This is a genomic window from Bradyrhizobium sp. HKCCYLRH3073 (genome assembly GCF_051167995.1).
GTDB lineage: Bacteria > Pseudomonadota > Alphaproteobacteria > Rhizobiales > Xanthobacteraceae > Bradyrhizobium.
In genome coordinates, this window is record NZ_JBNPUD010000002.1 from 273,521 (window position 1) to 290,954 (window position 17,434).

The window sequence follows — 17,434 nt, forward strand, 5'->3', positions numbered from 1 at the left end:
TTTCGCGACGCCGCGGTCATTCCCCCGCCTGCATCCGCCCCGCCAGCGGAAACAGGTCCGGCGTCGCGCCCGCGCCCGGCGCAATGCGCGGAGAGTCCGCCGGCGCATCCGGCTTGCTGAAATCGAGCTCCTCGATCCGCGCGGCGCGCTTTTCGATCTTGTCGGCGGAGATGAGGATCTGGCGGATGTCCTCGCCGACATCGCCAAAATGCTTCTGCAGCTTGAGCACGCGCTCGCGCAGGCGGCCGAGGTCGTCGCCCAAATGGATCACCTCGTTGCGGATCTGGTCAGCGGCGTCGCGGATGCGCGCGTCCTTCATGATCTGCTGCATGACCTGGATCGCGAGCATCAGCAGCGACGGCGACACCAGCACGACACGGGCGCGATAGGCTCTCTGGATGACGTCGTCGAAGCCGTCATGGATCTCGGCGTAGACCGATTCCGACGGCACGAACATCAGCGCCGTGTCCTGCGTCTCGCCGACCACGAGGTACTTCTCGGCGATGTCGTTGACGTGGCGCAGCACGTCGGTGCGCAGCCGCTGCGCGGCGGCGCGCTTTTCGTCCTCCGTCTTCGCGTCGTGCAGCGCGGTCACTGCCTCGAGCGGAAACTTGGCGTCGATGCACAGCGGCCGCGTGTCGGGCAGGATCACGACGCAGTCCGGCCGCTTGCCGCTGGCGAGCGTGTACTGGAAGGCGTAGCTGCCCTTCGGCAGCCCGTCCTGGACGATCGCCTCCATGCGCGCCTGGCCGAATGCGCCGCGCGACTGCTTGTTGGCGAGCACGTCGCGCAAGGTCGTGACCTGTGTCGTGAGCTCGCTGAGATCGCGATGCGCGTTGTCGATGATGCCGAGCCGCTCGTGCAGCACGCGCAAGGAATCCATGGTGTGGCGCGTGGTCTGCTCCATCGATTGGCCGACGCGATGGGTGACGGCGTCGAGCCGCTCGTTGACGCTGCGCGCCAGGTCCACCTGCCGCCCGGCAAGCAGCTGCGCCATCGCGTCGACCCGGCCGGAGGCCTCGCTCTGCACCCGGATCATCTCGCCGAACCGCTGTTCGATCTCATCGGCGCGCATCGCCTGCTGGGCCGCGAGCTCGGCGCCGCGCCGGCCGGAGCGCACCACGGCCGCGACGATCATCAGCAGCAGGAGCAGAACCAGCACGCCAAACCCGATCAGCGCGTCGCTGGCGCGCACGGGCAGATCGCCGATCATGACGACGACAGGATTGAGGGACTGGCTGGCGGTCATCACCCCCCATCTATCCGATTCGCAAGAGCTCGCGAACGAAGAGAGAACATTTATGGTTAAGGCCGGGTAAAGAATCATGGTTAACGAGACATTGAAATTCATGGTTAGCGAAGTCTTAACTGCGAGCCATCACATTGACCGCGCCGGTTCCGCGGCTTAAATCGCGCGCCATGTCTCTAAGAGAAATCATCATCCTGCCGGACCGGCAGTTGCGGCTGGTGTCCAAGCCGGTCGAGAAGGTCACGCCGGAGATCCGGCAGCTGGTCGACGACATGTTTCAGACCATGTACGACGCGCCAGGCATCGGGCTCGCAGCGATTCAGGTCGCGCAGCCGCTGCGCGTCATCACCATGGATCTGGCCAAGCCCGACGCGAACGGGGAAGGCAAGCGCGAGCCGCGCGTCTTCATCAATCCGGAGATCGTTGCCAAGTCGGACGAGCTGTCGGTCTACGAGGAGGGCTGCCTGTCGATCCCCGAATATTACGAGGAGGTCGAGCGGCCGGCGCGTGTGCGCGTGCGCTTCACCGATCTCGACGGGCTGGTCCGCGAGGAGGATGCGGAGGGGCTCTACGCCACCTGCATCCAGCACGAGATCGACCATCTCAACGGCGTGCTGTTCATCGACTATCTGTCGAAGCTCAAGCGCGACCGCGTGATGAAGAAGTTCACCAAGGCCGCCAAGCGCGCCGGCGAGTAACGATCAACTCTCTCCTCCGTCATGCCCGGGCTTGACCCGGGCATCCACGTCTTGCCTCTCGCGTTGGCATTGCGACGTGGATGGCCGGGACGAGCCCGGCCAATGACGGCAGGATGAAGCCTTGAGGGGCGCACCAGATGCCGCTTCGCCTGATCTTCATGGGCACGCCGGATTTCGCCGTGCCGACCCTGCTCGAGCTCGCCGGCCACGGCCACGAGATCGTGGCCGTCTACACGCGCGCGCCGAAGCCCGGTGGCCGCCGTGGCTTGGCCTTGGTCCCGACTCCGATCGAGACCGAGGCGCGGCGGCTCGGCATTCCCGTGCTCACGCCGAAGACGCTGAAGACCGAGGACGCGCTGGCTGCGTTCTGCGCCCACCAGGCCGACGCCGCCGTCGTCGTCGCCTATGGCATGATCCTGCCGCAGGCGATTCTCGATGCACCAAAACTCGGCTGCTACAACCTCCACGCCTCGCTGCTGCCGCGCTGGCGCGGCGCTGCGCCGATCAACCGTGCCATCATGGCAGGGGACGCCGAAAGCGGCGTGATGGTCATGAAGATGGATGTCGGTCTCGACACCGGCGACGTCGCGATGGCCGAGCGTCTGCCCATCACTGACGCGATGACGGCGTCCGACCTGCACGATCGCCTGTCGCGCATCGGCGCCGACCTGATGGTGCGGGCGATGGCGGCGCTGGCGCGCGGCGGGCTGACGTTGACGAAGCAGGCCGAGGGCGGCGTGACCTATGCGGCCAAGATCGAGAAGGCCGAGGCGCGGATCGACTGGACGAAGCCGGCGCATATGGTGCTGCGTCACATCCACGGCCTGTCGCCGTTCCCCGGCGCCTGGAGCGAGGTCACCCTCGATGGCGAGGCGGCGCGTTTGAAGATCCTGCGCTGCGCGCTCGCCGACGGCCGGGGCGAGCCCGGCGCCGTGCTCGACGAGCAGCTCACCATCGCCTGCGCCGACGGCGCCATCCGCGTCACCGAGCTGCAGCGCGCCGGCAAGGGCCCGATGAAAGCCGCGGATTTCCTGCGCGGCACGCCCGTCGCGCCGGGCCGGCGCTTCGGCTGACCAATTCAGCTCGTCATGCGCGGGCTTGACCCGCGCATCCATCTCGCGAACAAGCTTCGTCCATGGATGGATTGCCGGGTCAAGCCCGGCAATGACGGCCAAACGCGATCGAGGCGATGCCCCGCTACAAGCTCACCATCGAATATGACGGCGCGCCGTTCTGCGGCTGGCAGCTGCAGGCGACCTTGCCGTCGGTGCAGGGCGCGCTGGAAGCTGCGGTGCAGGCGACCTGCGGCGTGCCGACGCGCGTGCACGGTTCGGGCCGTACCGACGCCGGCGTCCACGCCACGGGGCAGGTCGCGCATTGCGACATCGCCAAGGAGTTCCGCCCCGACAAGCTGCGCGACGCACTCAACGCGCATCTGCGGCCGAACCCGGTTGCGGTGCTCCATGCCGAGATCGTGCCCGACAGCTTCGAAGCGCGGTTCTCCGCGCGAAAGCGGCACTACCGCTATCGCATCGTCAATCGCCGCTCCAATCTTGCGCTCGAGGTCGGCCGCGTCTGGCGCGTGCCGCAGCGGCTGGATTCGGAGGCGATGCATGCGGCGGCGCAGCGGCTGCTCGGCAAGCATGATTTCACGACCTTCCGCGATGCGGAATGTCAGGCGAAATCGCCGGAGAAGACGCTCGATCAACTCGATGTCGTGAGGGACGGCGATGCGATCACCATCCTCACCTCCGCGCGCTCCTATCTGCATAGCCAGGTGCGCTCGATGGTCGGCTCGCTGGTGTGGGTCGGGCAGGGCCGCTGGACCGCAGATGATCTCGCCGCCGCGCTCGCCGCGCGCAATCGCGCCGCCTGTGGCGTCGTCGCGCCACCGGAAGGGCTCTATCTCGTGAAGGTCGACTATTGAGGTCGTTCCCGCGTGGAACCCGGCCCGTCGCGTACCGTGACGAGAGGCTGTCCTAATTAGTTGCCGCTTCGAGTTGCGCGATAGGCCTCATTAACTTCAAATTGAATCCCTCCCTGCTATCCGGACCTCAGGCTGCTCTCCAGCGAGGTCGATCGTGCGCATTCGTCAAGTCTTCCTGCTCTCTCTGCTGCTCGGGGCCGTCATCGGCCTGCTCGCCACCGTGCTGTTCGCCTGGCAGCAGCTGACCTCGCTGCAAGCGGCCCGGACCGCGGGCGCCGATGCGCAACTGCTGGCCGCCATGCTGCGGCTCCCGGAAAAGCTCAATGTGGAGCGCGCCTGGATCAATCCGCGACTGGCATCGGCCAACCCGGCGACGGCGGAGGAGCTTGCGGGGCTCAAGAAGATCACCGGCGGCTCCGATGAGGCGCTCGCCAAGGCGCGCAGCCTGGCGCAGCTTCGCGAGGACGTCGCAGCGCTCGATTCGATCGAGCAGAAGCTGCGCACGCTGCGCGGCGCGGCGCTCGATGCCGTGGCCGAGCCCAAGGCGTCCCGGTCTGAGGCTGTCGTCCGCGACTACGTGCCGCAGATGTTCACGGTCCAGGAAGCCACCGGCAGCCACGTCGAGGTGATCGTGCGCCGGATCAACGCGGCCAACCCCGCCGTCGGCCAAGCCGCACGGCTCGCCGTGATCGGATGGGATCTGCGCGATTGGGCCGGCCGCGCCACCACGACGCTCATTCGCATGATCGCCACCAAGCAGCCGATGGCCGGCGAGCCGGCCGAGGCGCTCGCCGCGTTCAAGGGACGCATTGAGCGGATCTGGGCGACGGCTAAGCTTGCCGCTGCCGAGATCGATCAGAAGCCGATCTTCGCAGCGATGACCGGGGTGGAAAACGGCTATTGGGCGCGCGGCGGCGAGCTGTATACGTCGCAGGTGGCGCCGAATCGCGGCAAGGTGCTCGAGCTCGACCCCGATCAATTCCTGCGGTCGCTGTTTCCGATCCTCGACACCATCCTGCCGCTGCGTGATGCCGCGCTGACCGAGGCGCTGCGCCAGAGCGAGGCCGCGATCGGCGACGCCCAGCTCCGCTTCGTGCTGGCGCTCATTCTGCTCGTCGTCAACATTGCCGCCGCTGCGCTCGGAACACTCTGGTTCAACGCTCGGGTCATCAAGCCTCTGTCCAACCTGACCGAGCTGATCGGGCGCATCGCCAGCGGCGCGCGCGACGTGGAAATCGCCTACCGCGACCGCACCGACGAGGTCGGTACGCTCGCCCACGCCATCGGCGTTCTGCAGGAGAAGTCGGCCGAGGCCGATCGGCTGGCGTTGCAGGGTGCTGATGCCGAGGCGCGGCGCGATGCGCGGCGGCAAAAGATCGAGGCGCTCACCCGCCGCTTCGGCGACGTCATCGACACGCTCTGCGGCCGGTTGAGCGACGCCGCCAGTGGCCTGAAACTCTCGGCCGAGACCCTCGACGGCTCCGCCAGCACCACGGCATCACGTGCCACCGCCGTGGCCGATGCGGCGGCGCAGGCAACCTCCGGCGTCAACACAGTCGCGGCGGCCTCCGAGGAGCTCGACGCCTCGATGAAGGAGATCACCCGGCAGATCGCGGAAGCCGCGTCGGAATCCTCCAACGCGACCAGCCAGGCGCTCGACACCACCGACAAGGTCCGCACGCTGGCCGGCAGCGCGACACGCATCGGCGACGTCGTCCAGCTCATCCGCGCCATCGCCTCGCAGACCAATCTGCTGGCGCTCAATGCCACGATCGAGTCGGCGCGCGCAGGCGAGGCCGGCAAGGGTTTTGCCGTCGTCGCATCCGAGGTGAAGAGCCTGGCGTCGCAGACCAGCAAGGCTACCGAAGAGATCGAGAGCCAGATCGCCGCGATTCAGGACGAGACCGGCAGCACGGTCGCCGCAATCGAGAAGATCGCAGCCGTGGTGAATACGATCAGCGGCGTCACGGGAGCTGTCGCGACGGCCGTGGCCGAGCAGAGCGCTACGACACGCGAGATCGCCCGCAGCGTGCAGCAGACGGCGAGCGGTACCAACGACGTCTCGTCGTCGATTGCGCTGGTCAGCGCGGCCGCAGCCGAAACCCGCGGCTCGGCGCGCTCACTGCTCGATTCTGCTGCCAGCCTAGCCGGCCAGGCGACGGATTTGCGCCGCGAGGTCGATCAGTTCCTGGCGGAGGTGAAGGCCGCCTGATCGGAGCGGCACGCCGCTCACGCGAAGTAGCGATCGAGAATGCCGCGATAGATCTTCGTCAGGGTGGCGATGTCGGCGACCGAGGCGCGCTCGTCGATCTGGTGCATGGTCTGGCCGACCAGGCCGAACTCGATCACCGGGCAGTAGCTCGAGATGAAGCGCGCGTCCGAGGTGCCGCCGGTGGTCGATAGCTCGGGCTTGCGGCCCGTCACGCTCTCGATCGCGGCAACCGCGAGGTCGGTGAACGGTCCGGGCTTGGTCAGGAACACGTTGGAGTTCGACGGCATCCAGTCGATGCGGGCGCGGATGCGGTTGCCGCAAGCCTTGGCCAGCCGCTGCTCGACAAGCGCGCGCAGCGACTCCTGCGTATGGCAGTCGTTGTAGCGGATGTTGAACTTCGCCCGCGCCAGTCCCGCGATGACATTGGTCGCGGTGTTGCCGACGTCGACCGTGGTGAATTCGAGGTTCGACGGCTGGAATTGCGCGCTGCCATGGTCGAGCGGCTCGTCCGAAAGCGCGACGATCAGGCGCGAGATATCCGGGACTGGGTTGGAGGCGCGGTGCGGGTAGGCGACGTGGCCCTGCTTGCCCTCGACGATCAGGGTGCCGGACTGCGAGCCGCGGCGGCCGATCTTGATGCAGTCGCCCATGACTTCTTGATTCGACGGCTCGCCGAGCACGCAATGGTCGAAGCGCTCGCCGCGCTCGGCCGCCCATTTCAACAGCTTGATGGTGCCGTTGATCGAGACGTCCTCCTCGTCGCCGGTGATCAGGAACGAGATCGAGCCCTTCGGCCGTCCACCATTGTCGCGCAGATAGTCGAGTGCAGCCGCCACGCTGCAGGCGATGCCGCCTTTCATGTCGACGGCGCCACGGCCATAGATGTAGCCGTCCTTGACCTCGCCGGAGAATGCGCCAAGGCTCCACGCAGCCTCGTCGCCGGGCGGCACCACGTCGGTGTGGCCGGCGAACGTGATGTGCGGCCCCTCGGTGCCGATCCGGGCGTAGAGATTGTCGACGTCGGCGGTGCCCGCTTCCGAGAAGGTCACGCGATGGGTCTGGAAGCCGGCTTGCTTCAGCAGGTCCTCGAGCACGCCGAGCGCCCCGGCATCGGCGGGGGTCACGGAGGGACAGCGGATCAGGTCGCGGGTGATGGTGAGGGCATCGGTCATGCCCTCGCTTAACATGGGCGTTCGGGCGGCGGCTAGTGCGGCCGCCCGGACGTGGACGATCAGTCGCGCAGCAGCTCGTTGATCGAGGTCTTGGAGCGGGTGCGCTCGTCGACGCGCTTGACGATGACGGCGCAGGCGGTGGAGGGGCCGATCTGGCCGTTCTTCATCGGCTTGCCCGGCAGCGCGCCCGGCACCACGACGGCATATTCCGGCACCTCGCCGACGAAAACCTCGCCGGTCTCGCGGTCGACGATCTTGGTCGACGCGCCCAGGAACACGCCCATCGACAGCACCGCGCCCTTGCGCACGACCACGCCCTCGGCAACCTCGGAGCGCGCGCCGATGAAGCAGTCATCCTCGATGATGACGGGACCGGCCTGCAGCGGCTCCAGCACGCCGCCGATGCCGACGCCGCCGGAAATGTGCACGCGCTTGCCGATCTGGGCGCAGGAGCCGACCGTCGACCAGGTGTCGACCATGGTCGCCTCGTCGACATAGGCGCCGAGATTGACGAAGGACGGCATCAGCACGACGTTCTTGGCGATGAAGGCCGAGCGGCGCACGATTGCGCCCGGCACGGCGCGGAAGCCGGCGTCACGGAAACGGTTCTCGCCCCAGCCCTCGAACTTCGACGGCACCTTGTCCCACCACGACGCCTGGCCGGGGCCGCCGGGGATCACGCTCATGTCGTTGAGGCGGAACGACAGCAGCACCGCCTTCTTGAGCCACTGGTTGACGCTCCACTTGCCGTCCGTGCCCCGCTCGGCGACCCGGGCCTCGCCCTTGTCGAGCAGCTCCAGCGCGCTCTCCACGGCGTCGCGGACCTCGCCCTTGGTCGTGGTCGAGACGCCATCACGGGCATCGAAGGCGCTGTTGATGGTGGATTCCAGGGCGGACAGTGACATCGGTCGATCCTCGCTTGGTCCCGGGCCGACCGGGATAGACTTGTAGAAGCTGGGGGCAGGGCGGCTTTTTCCGGGTTTGGGGCAAGGGAGTCAAGGCACCCACCGGCGTCGTCCCGGACAAGCGGAGCGCCCGGCTGTCGCTATTGATACGATTCAATCTCGCGAGCGCGATCCGGGACCCATAACCACAGGGAGACGTGTTGGGCACATCCTTAGCCACTTGCGTGCCCACACATCCGCCGGTGGTTATGGGTCCCGGGTCAAGCCCGGGACGACACTGAGTTTGTCGGACGCCCATCGCACCTCAGGACCGCCGGCGGCTTCGCTTGTCCGGACGACAGCGAGGGTTAGGCCTTCACCAGCCGCTGCAAGAACCCGGTCAGATCATCCGTGACGTGGTCGACATGCGGATCGTCCCGGCCCGACAGCTCCCAGTCTTCGCGCACGACCTCCTTGGTGCCGTCGGGCACCACCAGCACCGTGGTCATGCCGAGGTCGTGCGGGACGACGAGGTTGCGGGAGAGGTCCTCGAACATTGCGGAGCGCGTCGGATCGACATCGTGCAGCCGAACGAATTTGTCATAGGTCTCGCGCGCGGGCTTCGGTGTCAATTCGGCGGCGATGATGTCGAACACGCCATGGAAATGGTCTGCGATGCCGAGCCGGCTCAGCACCGCGCCGACATGGTCCACCGAGCCGTTGGTCAGGATCAGCTTGCGTCCGGGCAGTCGCTCGATCGCCGCGCCCATCGCCGAGTTCGGCTCCAGCGGCGAATGGTCGATCTTGTGCACGTAGGCCAGGAAGTCGTCGGCATGCACGCCGTGCTCGGTCATCATGCCGCGCATCGTGGTGCCGTAGCGGCGGTAGTAGTCCTTCTGGATGCGGCGCGCTTCGTCCGCATCGACCTTGAGCCAGTTGGACACGAATTCGCCGATCCTGGCATCGACCTGCTGCCACAGATTGACGTGATGCGGATACAGCGTGTTGTCGAGATCGAACACCCAGGTGTCGACGTGATCGAAGGCGCGGGGGGACTTTGTCATGTGTGCCTCGGTCCATCATGCGTGGGTTCATTCGGCCACAGTGGCGCGGCATATTCCGCTGTCGTCCCGGCGAACGCCGGGACCCATACCGCGTGATCTGTCTTGAGGCAGGATGGCTGACGCCGGCGGCCCAAACCACGGCCGGTGGCTATGGATCCCGGCGTTCGCCGGGATGACGGCGGAATTTGTTGCGGTATCCCGGGACTCATCGATGCGTCCATCACGGCAACGCAAACCGCAGCGTCTTGCCGCCGCGGGTGATGTCGACCGAAGTGAAGCCGGTGGCCGCGAAGCCGCGGCTCGGGCAGTCGCCCTGCTCGGAGGTCTCGAACTTGTTCTCGCGGGTGCAGAGCTGCACCAGGCCGCCCCAGTTCAGCGGCTTGTTCTTCAGCTTGATGGTGCGGTTCTCATCGTCGACCGCCTCGGCGAAGCTGTAGACCTTCTTCGGCTGTCCGGTGATGTCGGGATGCAGGCACTTGCCGGCATCGATCCGGTACCAGCCGCGGCTCACCACGGTGCGGCCGTCGTCGGTGCCGACCGCCGCCATGACCTTGTGCGGCGTGTCGTTGCACCAGGTCAGTCCCACCGGGGATGGTGTCTGCACCGCATCGACCATCGTGGCGAAGAAGCTCGGCTGCGACACGACATCAGAAGACAAGCCGCGGCTTTTCAGGAACGCCGCGAGCGCGGCCTGCGTCTTCGGTCCGTCGACGCCGTCGATCGGTGAGGCGTCATAGCCGGCGATGCCGAGCAGCCGCTGGATGCCGGCGAGCCGCGCCTGCTCGTCGTCATATTCGGCGCTCTCGGCGAGATAGGCGATCAGGGTGCCGTCATCGGTCTTGCTCGGCGTGACCTGTGTGAAGGCCGCCGGCGTCTGCCCGGTGCGGCACTGCCGGGCGGCGGCGATGACGAAATTGTCGGGCGCCACGCACAGCTGGTCGTTGCCGTTCTCGGCGAGTGGCGACGCGCCGTAGAGGCTGAGCGCGCGTGCATGCAGCAGGATGCGATCGGCGGTCATCGTCCCCTGCAGCACCACGCGGCAGGTCGCCGGATCGAGCCGGAACCAGCCGCGCGTCGCGGTCGCGGCCTTCTCGTCGATGCCGATTGCGGCCTCCACAACGTAGCTCATGCGATTGCAGAGCTTGAGGTCGGCGCGGGCAGGGGTGGTGAAGGTGAGGAGCGGAAGGAGGACCGTTAGGGCAAGTAAAGCGCGCGCCAGGATGGACTTCGCTCGTCCACCCTCTCCGCCGTCATGGCCGGGCTTGACCCGGCCATCCATCTTTTTGCGAGCACCAGAGAGTAAGGCGTGGATGCCCGGGCCTTCGCCGCGCCGAAGCGGCTTCGGCCGCGCAGGCGGGTCAAGCCCGGGCATGACGACCTTTAATGTGGTGGCGGCCGTGCCCATCACTTGTGGATCAGCGTGCCCGTGCCCTGGTTGGTGAACAGCTCGAGCAGCACCGCGTGCGACACCTTGCCGTCGAGGATGACGACGCCCTGCACGCCCTGCTCGAGTGCGTAGATGCAGGTCTCGACCTTCGGGATCATGCCGCCGGAGATGGTGCCGTCGGCGATCAGCTTGCGCGCGTCCTTGATCGAGATTTCCGGGATCAGCTTTTTCGACTTGTCGAGCACGCCGGGCACGTCGGTCAGCAGCAGCAGCCGCTTGGCCTTCAGCGCGCCGGCGACGGCGCCCGCGAAGGTGTCGGCGTTGACGTTGAAGGTCTGGCCTTCCTTCGAGGTCGCCAGCGGCGCCAGCACCGGGATCAGCTCGTAGCCGATCAGCTGATTCAGCAGCGTCAGATCGACCTTGTCCGGCTCGCCGACGAAACCGAGATCGACCACCTTCTCGATATGACTGTCGGGATCGACCATGGTGCGGGTCGCCTTGACCGCGCGCACCATGTTGCCGTCCTTGCCGCACAGCCCGACGGCCTTGCCGCCGGCCTCGTTGATGTAACCGACGAGCTGCTTGTTGATCGAGCCGGCCAGCACCATCTCGACGATCTCGATGGTCGCGGCGTCGGTGATGCGCAGGCCGGCGGCGAATTCCGAGACGATGCCGAGGCGCTTGAGCATGGTCGCGATCTGCGGGCCGCCGCCGTGCACGACCACCGGATTGATCGCGGTCTGCTCCAGCAGCACGATGTCGCGCGCGAAGGCCTTCGCGGTGTCCTCGTCGCCCATGGCGTGGCCGCCATATTTGATGACGATGGTTTCGTCGTCGTACTCCTGCATGTGCGGGAGCGCTTCGGACAGGATGCGGGCCTGATCGAGCGGGCTTATGGTGGTCGCGTCGGTCATGTCTGGGAGGTCTCGGCTGTCGGGGGCGTCGCGCCGCGTTCTAGCCGATTGCCGCCCGCGGCGCAAAGCGCCGGATCAGGCCCGCCGCGGCCACAGCGCGCAGACCGCGAGTGCGAGCCAGCTCGCGATCTGCAGGCTGCCGCCGATCGGTGCTGCGAACGGAAACAGCCGGTCGCCGGTGAACTGCCGCATCAGGAGGTCGCCCGCGAACAGGGCTGGGCCGAGCACGAAGCCGATCGCCGTGGCCAGGCCGATGCGCCTCGCGACGACGCCGCGTTCGGCCAGCGCGATGGTGCCGAGCAGGGCGCAGGCATGGAACAGCAGCATGGTCGAGGCGGTCGCGAGCCGGGATGCATCGGGATCGTGCGCGGCCTTGGCCGCCAGCGCGACGCCGGCGGCGCCCATCAGCCCGGCCATTGCGACCAGGATTCGCCACGGCGTCATCATGTGCTCCGCTCTTCCAGCAGCCGCACCATGGCGGCGCGCAGCTCCGGCATGCCGGTGCCGGATCGTGACGACGTCGCCAGCACCTGCGGGAACGCCGCCGGATGCTTGGCGAGCGCGGCCTCGGTCTCGGCGATCCGGCTTGCGAGCTCGGCCGGCTTGATCTGGTCGGCCTTGGTCAGGACGAGCTGATAGCTGACGGCGGACCGGTCCAGCGTCTTGAGGATCTCCTGATCGACCTCCTTCAGCCCATGACGGGCATCGATCAGCACGTAGACGCGGGCGAGCGAGGCGCGGCCGAGCAGGAATTTGTGGATCAGCTCGGTCCAGGACGCGACCTTGGTCTTCGCCGCGGCGGCATAGCCATAGCCGGGCATGTCGACCAGCCGCAGCGACGCATGCTCGGGCCCCTCGAAGAAGATCAGCTCCTGGGTGCGGCCCGGCGTATGCGAGGTGCGCGCCAGCGCGTTCTGGCCGGTCAGCGCGTTGATCAGGCTGGATTTGCCGACATTGGAGCGGCCGGCGAAGGCGACCTCGATCGCCCCCATCGGCGGCAGGCTTTCGATCGACGGCGATGCGTGCGTGAAGCGCCACGCCTGCGCAAACAGCTTGCGGCCTTTCTCGATCAGGCGGTCGTCTGCATCGGCGCTGGTGGTCATGACAAGCCTTCGCTCTTTGTCATGCCCGGGCTTGACCCGCCTGCGGGGCCGAAGCCCCTTCGGCGCGGCGAAGGCCCGGGCATCCACGCCATTGCGCGGGATATCAAAACGTGGATGGCCGGGACAAGCCCGGCCATCACGGTAGATGGTTCGTTGCTTCAGCAGCTCACACCGCCTTGGTCGTCAAGCCGCTTTTTTTCTGAACGTGCCGCGGATGTTGTCAAACAGCTCCACCTTGACGCCGTTGCGGCGCATGATGAATCCCTGCTGCAGCACCGACAGCGTGTTGTTCCATGCCCAGTAGATCACGAGACCGGCCGGGAAGCCCGCGAGCATGAAGGTGAAGATCAGCGGCATCCAGTTGAAGATCATCGCCTGGGTCGGATCGGGCGGCGTGGGGTTCAGCTTCATCTGGAACCACATCGTGATGCCCATGATGATCGGCCAGATGCCGAGCGCGAGGTAATGCCCGAACAGCGGCAGCTGGGTCGGATCGAAATGCAGGAGCCCGAACAGCGTGAACAGATTGGTCGGATCCGGCGACGAGAGGTCCTTGATCCAGCCATAGAACGGCGCGTGTCGCATCTCGATGGTGACGAACAGCACCTTGTAGAGCGAGAAGAACACCGGGATCTGCAGCACGACAGGCAGACAGCCGGCGACCGGGTTGATCTTCTCCTTCTTGTAGATCTCCATCATCTCCTGCTGCTGCTTCATCCGGTCGTCCGGATAGCGCTCCTTGAGCGCCTGGAGCTGCGGCTGGATCGCCTTCATCTTGGCCATCGAGGCGTAGGACTTGTTGGCGAGCGGGAAGAACAGGAGCTTCACCAGCACCGTCACCAGCAGGATCGAGATGCCGAAATTGCCGAAGAAACGGAAGAAGAAGTCGAGCGCCAGGAACATCGGCTTGGTCAGGAAGTAGAACCAGCCCCAGTCGATCAGGAGATCGAAATGGTTCAGCCCGAGCTTCTGGTTGTAGCCGCCGAGGCCGCCGATCGGGAAGTTGATGCCGACGACGCCGGCCTCCTTGGCGCCGGCGAACAGCCGCGTGGAGACGCTGGTCGAGCCGCCGGCCGGCACCGTCTGCGGGGTCTCGACATAGTCCGTCTGGTAGCGATGCTGGTTGTCGACCAGCTTCGACGAATAGTTCGCCTGCAGGCGGGCATCCGTCATCGGCAGCAGCGCCGCCGCCCAATATTTGTCGGTGATGCCGAGCCAGCCATTGGTGACGTCGAACTTCGCCGCCTTCTCGTCGTCCATCTTCTTGTAGGTGAATTCCTGCAGGCCCTTCTCGCCGAGATAGCCGATCAGGCCTTCGTGCAGGATGTAGTAGCCGGACACGTGCGGCGTGCCGTGGCGCGAGATCAGGCCGTAGGGATACAGCGTCACCGGCGCGTTGCCGGCATTGGTGACGTCATCCTTGATGGTGAAGAGATAGTGGTCGTCGACGGAAATGGTGCGCTGGAAAGTCAGGCCGTCGCCGTTGGTGGTGGTCAGCTTCACCGGGGTCGACGGCGTCAGCGCATTCGAGCCGTCCTGCTGCCAGACCGTGTTCTGGTCGGGCACCTGCACCTTGGCGCCGGCGGCGTTCACCCAGCCGAACTCGGCGTAATAGGGTTCGGCGGTGTTGGACGGCGAGAACAGCACGATCGCCGGCGATTTCGGATCGACCGTCTCGCGGTACTGCACGAAGGCCAGATCGTCGATCCGCGCGCCCTTGAGCGAGATGCTGCCGGTCAGCCGCGGCGTGTCGATCTTGACGCGCGGCGTGGCGGCGATGGCGGTGTCGCGCGGCAGCACGCCGGTGCTGGTCACGGCGCCGCCCGGCGCGCTCGGGCTGCCGGTCGCGGTCGCGCCCGGCTGCGGGGTGGCTGACGGCGCGGCGCTGTCGGGCTGGGTTGCCGGCGCCTGCTTCTTGGCGAGCTCGGCCTGCATCTGCGCCTGCGCGCGCTGCTTCTCCATCTGCGGGCCGTTGTAGAAGACCTGCCACAGGATCAGCACGAGGCCGGATAGAATGACGGCGAGGATGGTGTTGCGATTGTCGGTCATCGTTTTCTTATCGTCTCGTCGTTCAATCCGGTTTGCGGGAATGCGCGTCCGGAGCGGAAGCGTTCTGCTGGTTCAGCTTGCGCGGCTGCGGCTTGGCCTGCGGCCGGTCGAGGCGGCGGAGCGTCGCCTGGAGGTCGGCGAGCATGGTCTGAAAATCGCGTGACAGGGCATCCCGCCGGCCGACCAGCACGTAGTCACTGTGCGGCCGCATCGACAAGGGATCGAGCCGTTTCACAAGCTCGCGCAACCGCCGACGGATGCGATTACGCTCCGTGGCGGTGCCATTCTTCTTGGTGACGGTAAAGCCGATCCGGACCGGGCCCTGGTCCGGCCGTTCCCGGCGCTGGACCACGAAGGCAGGGCTGTTCGCCCGCACGCCATCGGCAACGGCGAGGAAGTCCGCCCGCTGCCGTAGCCGATCCATGATGGAAATCTCCGGGACAGACGCCCTGGCTTCAGGCGCTGAGACGCTTGCGGCCCCGGGCGCGACGCGCGGCAAGGACCTTGCGGCCGCCGGTGGTGGCGAGACGGGCGCGGAAGCCGTGACGGCGCTTGCGCACCAGTTTGCTGGGTTGATAAGTCCGCTTCACGGGTCGTTCTCCGCTGACGGGCAATTTGCCAGTTGACAACTTGCCTGCTTGAAATGTCGATTGATGTCCGGTGATGCTTCCGGGCCCGAAATGGACCGCTGCCGGCCCTGAAATCGAGCCGCTCCCGGGCGAGCCGGGTCATCGCGGACGGTTGGCGCGGCTTATAAGGGAGCGTCCCGCCTTCGTCAATCGCGGCAAGGCGTCATAGGCGGTGCAGGGATCGACGACGCCGAGATCTCGTAAAGACCTTCGTCACCAGCCGCGGGTCAGCGTCGCGAACGACACGAGGCAGGACGAGAACGCAAGACCCTGCGCACAAGACGAAGGCAAGAATAGCCTCGGCGCGGCGGGGTTGAAGATGTCAGAGATCGTGCAGTTTTGGGTTCCATTATGAACGATTTGGAAACCGGAACATGAGCGATCCGTAATTTGACCGGACTCCGGTGCAGTCCCATCTTGCGGTCCCGTAAGGGTGGGGGTGTCTCTTACAAGGGCGATACGTGACCGAGAGCGACAACCAGCCAATCCTGGAGCGTCTGCGACCGAAACGGTCGCGCCGGCTCGGCTTGTCTGGAAAGCTGCTGCTGTTGACCATTCCGCTGGTGATGATCGCGGAGGTGCTGATCTACGTACCGGCGATCGCCAATTTCTGGACCAACCGGCTCAACGACCGCCTGGCGGCCGCCAATACCGCTGCGCTGGTGCTCGACGCCGCACCGTCCGGCATGGTGCCGGATTCGCTGGCGCGGCAGATCCTCACCTCCATCAACGCGCGCGGCGTCGCCATCAAGATGGGCCAGCAGCGCCGCCTGCTCGCGAGCGCCGACCTGCCCGCCTCGATCGACCACGACTTCGACATGCGCGACATGACGGCGTGGTCGTCGATCGTGAATTCGCTGACGATGATGACGGAGACCGGCGATCACACCATGCGGGTGATCGGGCCGGCGCCGGGCCGGGCCCAGTTCATCGAGGTGGTCACCGACGAGAAGCCGCTGCGCAAGGCGATGTACCGGTTCTCGCGCAACCTGCTCGGCGTGTCGCTGCTGCTCGCGGTGCTGACCGCGGCGCTGGTCTATCTTGCTCTGCATTTCCTGTTCGTGCGGCCGATGCGGCGCCTCACCGCGAGCCTCGTCGGCTTCCACGAAAATCCGGAGAGCGTGGCGCGAATCATCGTGCCGAGCCAGCGTTCCGACGAGATCGGCGTCGCCGAGCGCGAGCTTGCCGACATGCAGCGCGACCTCGTCTCGATGCTGCATCAGAAGAGCCGGCTCGCCGCGCTCGGCCTCGCCGTGTCCAAGATCAACCACGACCTGCGCAACCTCCTGGCCTCGTCGCAGCTGCTGTCGGACCAGCTCGCCAGCGTGCCCGATCCGCGGGTGCAGCGCTTCGCGCCGAAGCTGATGCGCTCGCTGGAGCGCGCCATCGCGTTCTGCCAGTCGACCTTGTCCTACGGCAAGGTGCAGGAGCCGGCGCCGGACCGCCGCATGGTGGTGGTCGAGCCCGTCGTCGCGGAGGTGCGGGAGACCGCCGGCCTGTCGCCGGATGCCTCGATCACCTGGATCGCGGCGATCGAGCGCGGGCTGAAGATCGATGCCGATCCCGACCAGTTGTTCCGCGTGCTGCTCAACCTGGTGCGCAATGCCGCCCAGGCCCTGGACAGTCTCGCGGCGGATGCCGGCGTGCGCCAGATCCGGATCACCGGCCGCCGCGAGGGCGGGGTGGCGATCCTGGAGGTCTCGGACACGGGACCTGGTGTCCCGGCGAAGGTGCGAGAGCACCTGTTCGAGGCCTTCCGCGGTGCCGGTCGTCCGGGCGGCTCGGGGCTGGGCCTTGCGATCGCGGCCGAACTGGTCCGGGCCCATGATGGCGACATCCAACTGGTCGAAGGGACCCTGGGGGCCACCTTCCGAATCACGATCCCTGACCGCCCTGTCGAGCTGCAGACCTTCTGGACCGAGCGCGCCAGCGCCTGAACCGGACCGGCCCACCTGCCATTCCGGCGGGCGATGCCGCAGGCGTCGAGCCCGGAACTCCCGTTGTGTCGGAACGAAGCCCGTCCGCTCCGGCCATGCCGAACCGCGCCGGCGCGTCTGCGGAAAAATGGTCGCAAAATGTCCCGCTCCAGCCTTGCCAAGCGGTCTCCGAGCCGTTAGTCAGGGGCCCTTCGCGAGGCCTGCCGGCG

General features: G+C 66.7%; 16 protein-coding genes. 5 read left to right on the forward strand and 11 right to left on the reverse strand.

Translation table 11 applies throughout. The features are described from left to right. Positions 1-16 precede the first annotated feature (16 nt). Positions 17-1,249, reverse strand: a complete 1,233-nt coding sequence (locus ACQR1X_RS05180) for a DNA recombination protein RmuC (RefSeq protein WP_316183292.1) — start codon at positions 1,247-1,249, stop codon at positions 17-19. Between the two features lie 170 nt (positions 1,250-1,419). On the opposite strand from ACQR1X_RS05180, the gene def reads away from it, so the two are divergent. The 4 genes from def to ACQR1X_RS05200 all read left to right on the forward strand — a co-directional run bounded on the left by def (position 1,420) and on the right by ACQR1X_RS05200 (position 6,086). After that, the gene (gene def / locus ACQR1X_RS05185) at positions 1,420-1,947 is read left to right on the forward strand and encodes a peptide deformylase (protein ID WP_315800481.1); all 528 of its coding nucleotides are present in this window, start codon (positions 1,420-1,422) and stop codon (positions 1,945-1,947) included. Between the two features lie 137 nt (positions 1,948-2,084). Beyond that, positions 2,085-3,020 (forward strand): methionyl-tRNA formyltransferase, encoded by a 936-nt coding sequence (gene fmt / locus ACQR1X_RS05190; protein ID WP_434898446.1) that lies wholly within the window; start codon positions 2,085-2,087, stop codon positions 3,018-3,020. A gap of 116 nt (positions 3,021-3,136) precedes the next feature. Beyond that, positions 3,137-3,874 carry a tRNA pseudouridine(38-40) synthase TruA gene (gene truA / locus ACQR1X_RS05195; RefSeq protein ID WP_434898447.1) on the forward strand — a complete coding sequence of 246 codons (738 nt, stop codon included), beginning with the start codon at positions 3,137-3,139 and terminating at the stop codon, positions 3,872-3,874. Between the two features lie 154 nt (positions 3,875-4,028). Beyond that, on the forward strand, positions 4,029-6,086 hold the full coding sequence (locus tag ACQR1X_RS05200; RefSeq protein WP_316216732.1) for a methyl-accepting chemotaxis protein: 2,058 nt from the start codon (positions 4,029-4,031) through the stop codon (positions 6,084-6,086). A gap of 17 nt (positions 6,087-6,103) precedes the next feature. Here ACQR1X_RS05200 and dapE read toward each other — a convergent pair whose 3' ends face one another. From dapE to rpmH, 10 genes are all read right to left on the reverse strand, one after another. Beyond that, positions 6,104-7,258 carry a succinyl-diaminopimelate desuccinylase gene (gene dapE / locus ACQR1X_RS05205; protein WP_316239490.1) on the reverse strand — a complete coding sequence of 385 codons (1,155 nt, stop codon included), beginning with the start codon at positions 7,256-7,258 and terminating at the stop codon, positions 6,104-6,106. 59 nt (positions 7,259-7,317) lie between these two features. After that, complete coding sequence (gene dapD / locus ACQR1X_RS05210; protein WP_315800476.1) at positions 7,318-8,163, reverse strand: 2,3,4,5-tetrahydropyridine-2,6-dicarboxylate N-succinyltransferase; 846 nt, start codon at positions 8,161-8,163, stop codon at positions 7,318-7,320. Positions 8,164-8,510: 347 nt separating this feature from the next. Then, the gene (locus ACQR1X_RS05215) at positions 8,511-9,206 is read right to left on the reverse strand and encodes a pyrimidine 5'-nucleotidase (protein WP_315800475.1); all 696 of its coding nucleotides are present in this window, start codon (positions 9,204-9,206) and stop codon (positions 8,511-8,513) included. Positions 9,207-9,426: 220 nt separating this feature from the next. Further along, positions 9,427-10,485, reverse strand: a complete 1,059-nt coding sequence (locus ACQR1X_RS05220) for a DUF1036 domain-containing protein (protein WP_434894916.1) — start codon at positions 10,483-10,485, stop codon at positions 9,427-9,429. Between the two features lie 125 nt (positions 10,486-10,610). Beyond that, the gene (gene argB / locus ACQR1X_RS05225; protein WP_315800474.1) at positions 10,611-11,507 is read right to left on the reverse strand and encodes an acetylglutamate kinase; all 897 of its coding nucleotides are present in this window, start codon (positions 11,505-11,507) and stop codon (positions 10,611-10,613) included. A gap of 75 nt (positions 11,508-11,582) precedes the next feature. Continuing rightward, entirely contained in the window at positions 11,583-11,954 is a 372-nt protein-coding gene (locus ACQR1X_RS05230; RefSeq protein ID WP_316183285.1) for a DUF423 domain-containing protein, read from the reverse strand. Beyond that, positions 11,951-12,610 (reverse strand): ribosome biogenesis GTP-binding protein YihA/YsxC, encoded by a 660-nt coding sequence (yihA, locus tag ACQR1X_RS05235; RefSeq protein ID WP_434846477.1) that lies wholly within the window; start codon positions 12,608-12,610, stop codon positions 11,951-11,953. The genes ACQR1X_RS05230 and yihA overlap by 4 nt, the downstream gene beginning before the upstream one ends. 183 nt (positions 12,611-12,793) lie before the next feature. Then, positions 12,794-14,659, reverse strand: coding sequence for a membrane protein insertase YidC (yidC, locus tag ACQR1X_RS05240; RefSeq protein WP_434894917.1), 1,866 nt, complete (start codon positions 14,657-14,659; stop codon positions 12,794-12,796). A gap of 22 nt (positions 14,660-14,681) precedes the next feature. Next, the gene (gene rnpA / locus ACQR1X_RS05245; RefSeq protein WP_315800470.1) at positions 14,682-15,083 is read right to left on the reverse strand and encodes a ribonuclease P protein component; all 402 of its coding nucleotides are present in this window, start codon (positions 15,081-15,083) and stop codon (positions 14,682-14,684) included. Between the two features lie 31 nt (positions 15,084-15,114). Then, the gene (gene rpmH / locus ACQR1X_RS05250) at positions 15,115-15,249 is read right to left on the reverse strand and encodes a 50S ribosomal protein L34 (protein WP_006609582.1); all 135 of its coding nucleotides are present in this window, start codon (positions 15,247-15,249) and stop codon (positions 15,115-15,117) included. Positions 15,250-15,749: 500 nt separating this feature from the next. Between rpmH and ACQR1X_RS05255 the strand changes: the two genes are divergently transcribed. Beyond that, the gene (locus ACQR1X_RS05255) at positions 15,750-17,225 is read left to right on the forward strand and encodes a sensor histidine kinase (protein WP_315715364.1); all 1,476 of its coding nucleotides are present in this window, start codon (positions 15,750-15,752) and stop codon (positions 17,223-17,225) included. Positions 17,226-17,434: the final 209 nt, after the last annotated feature.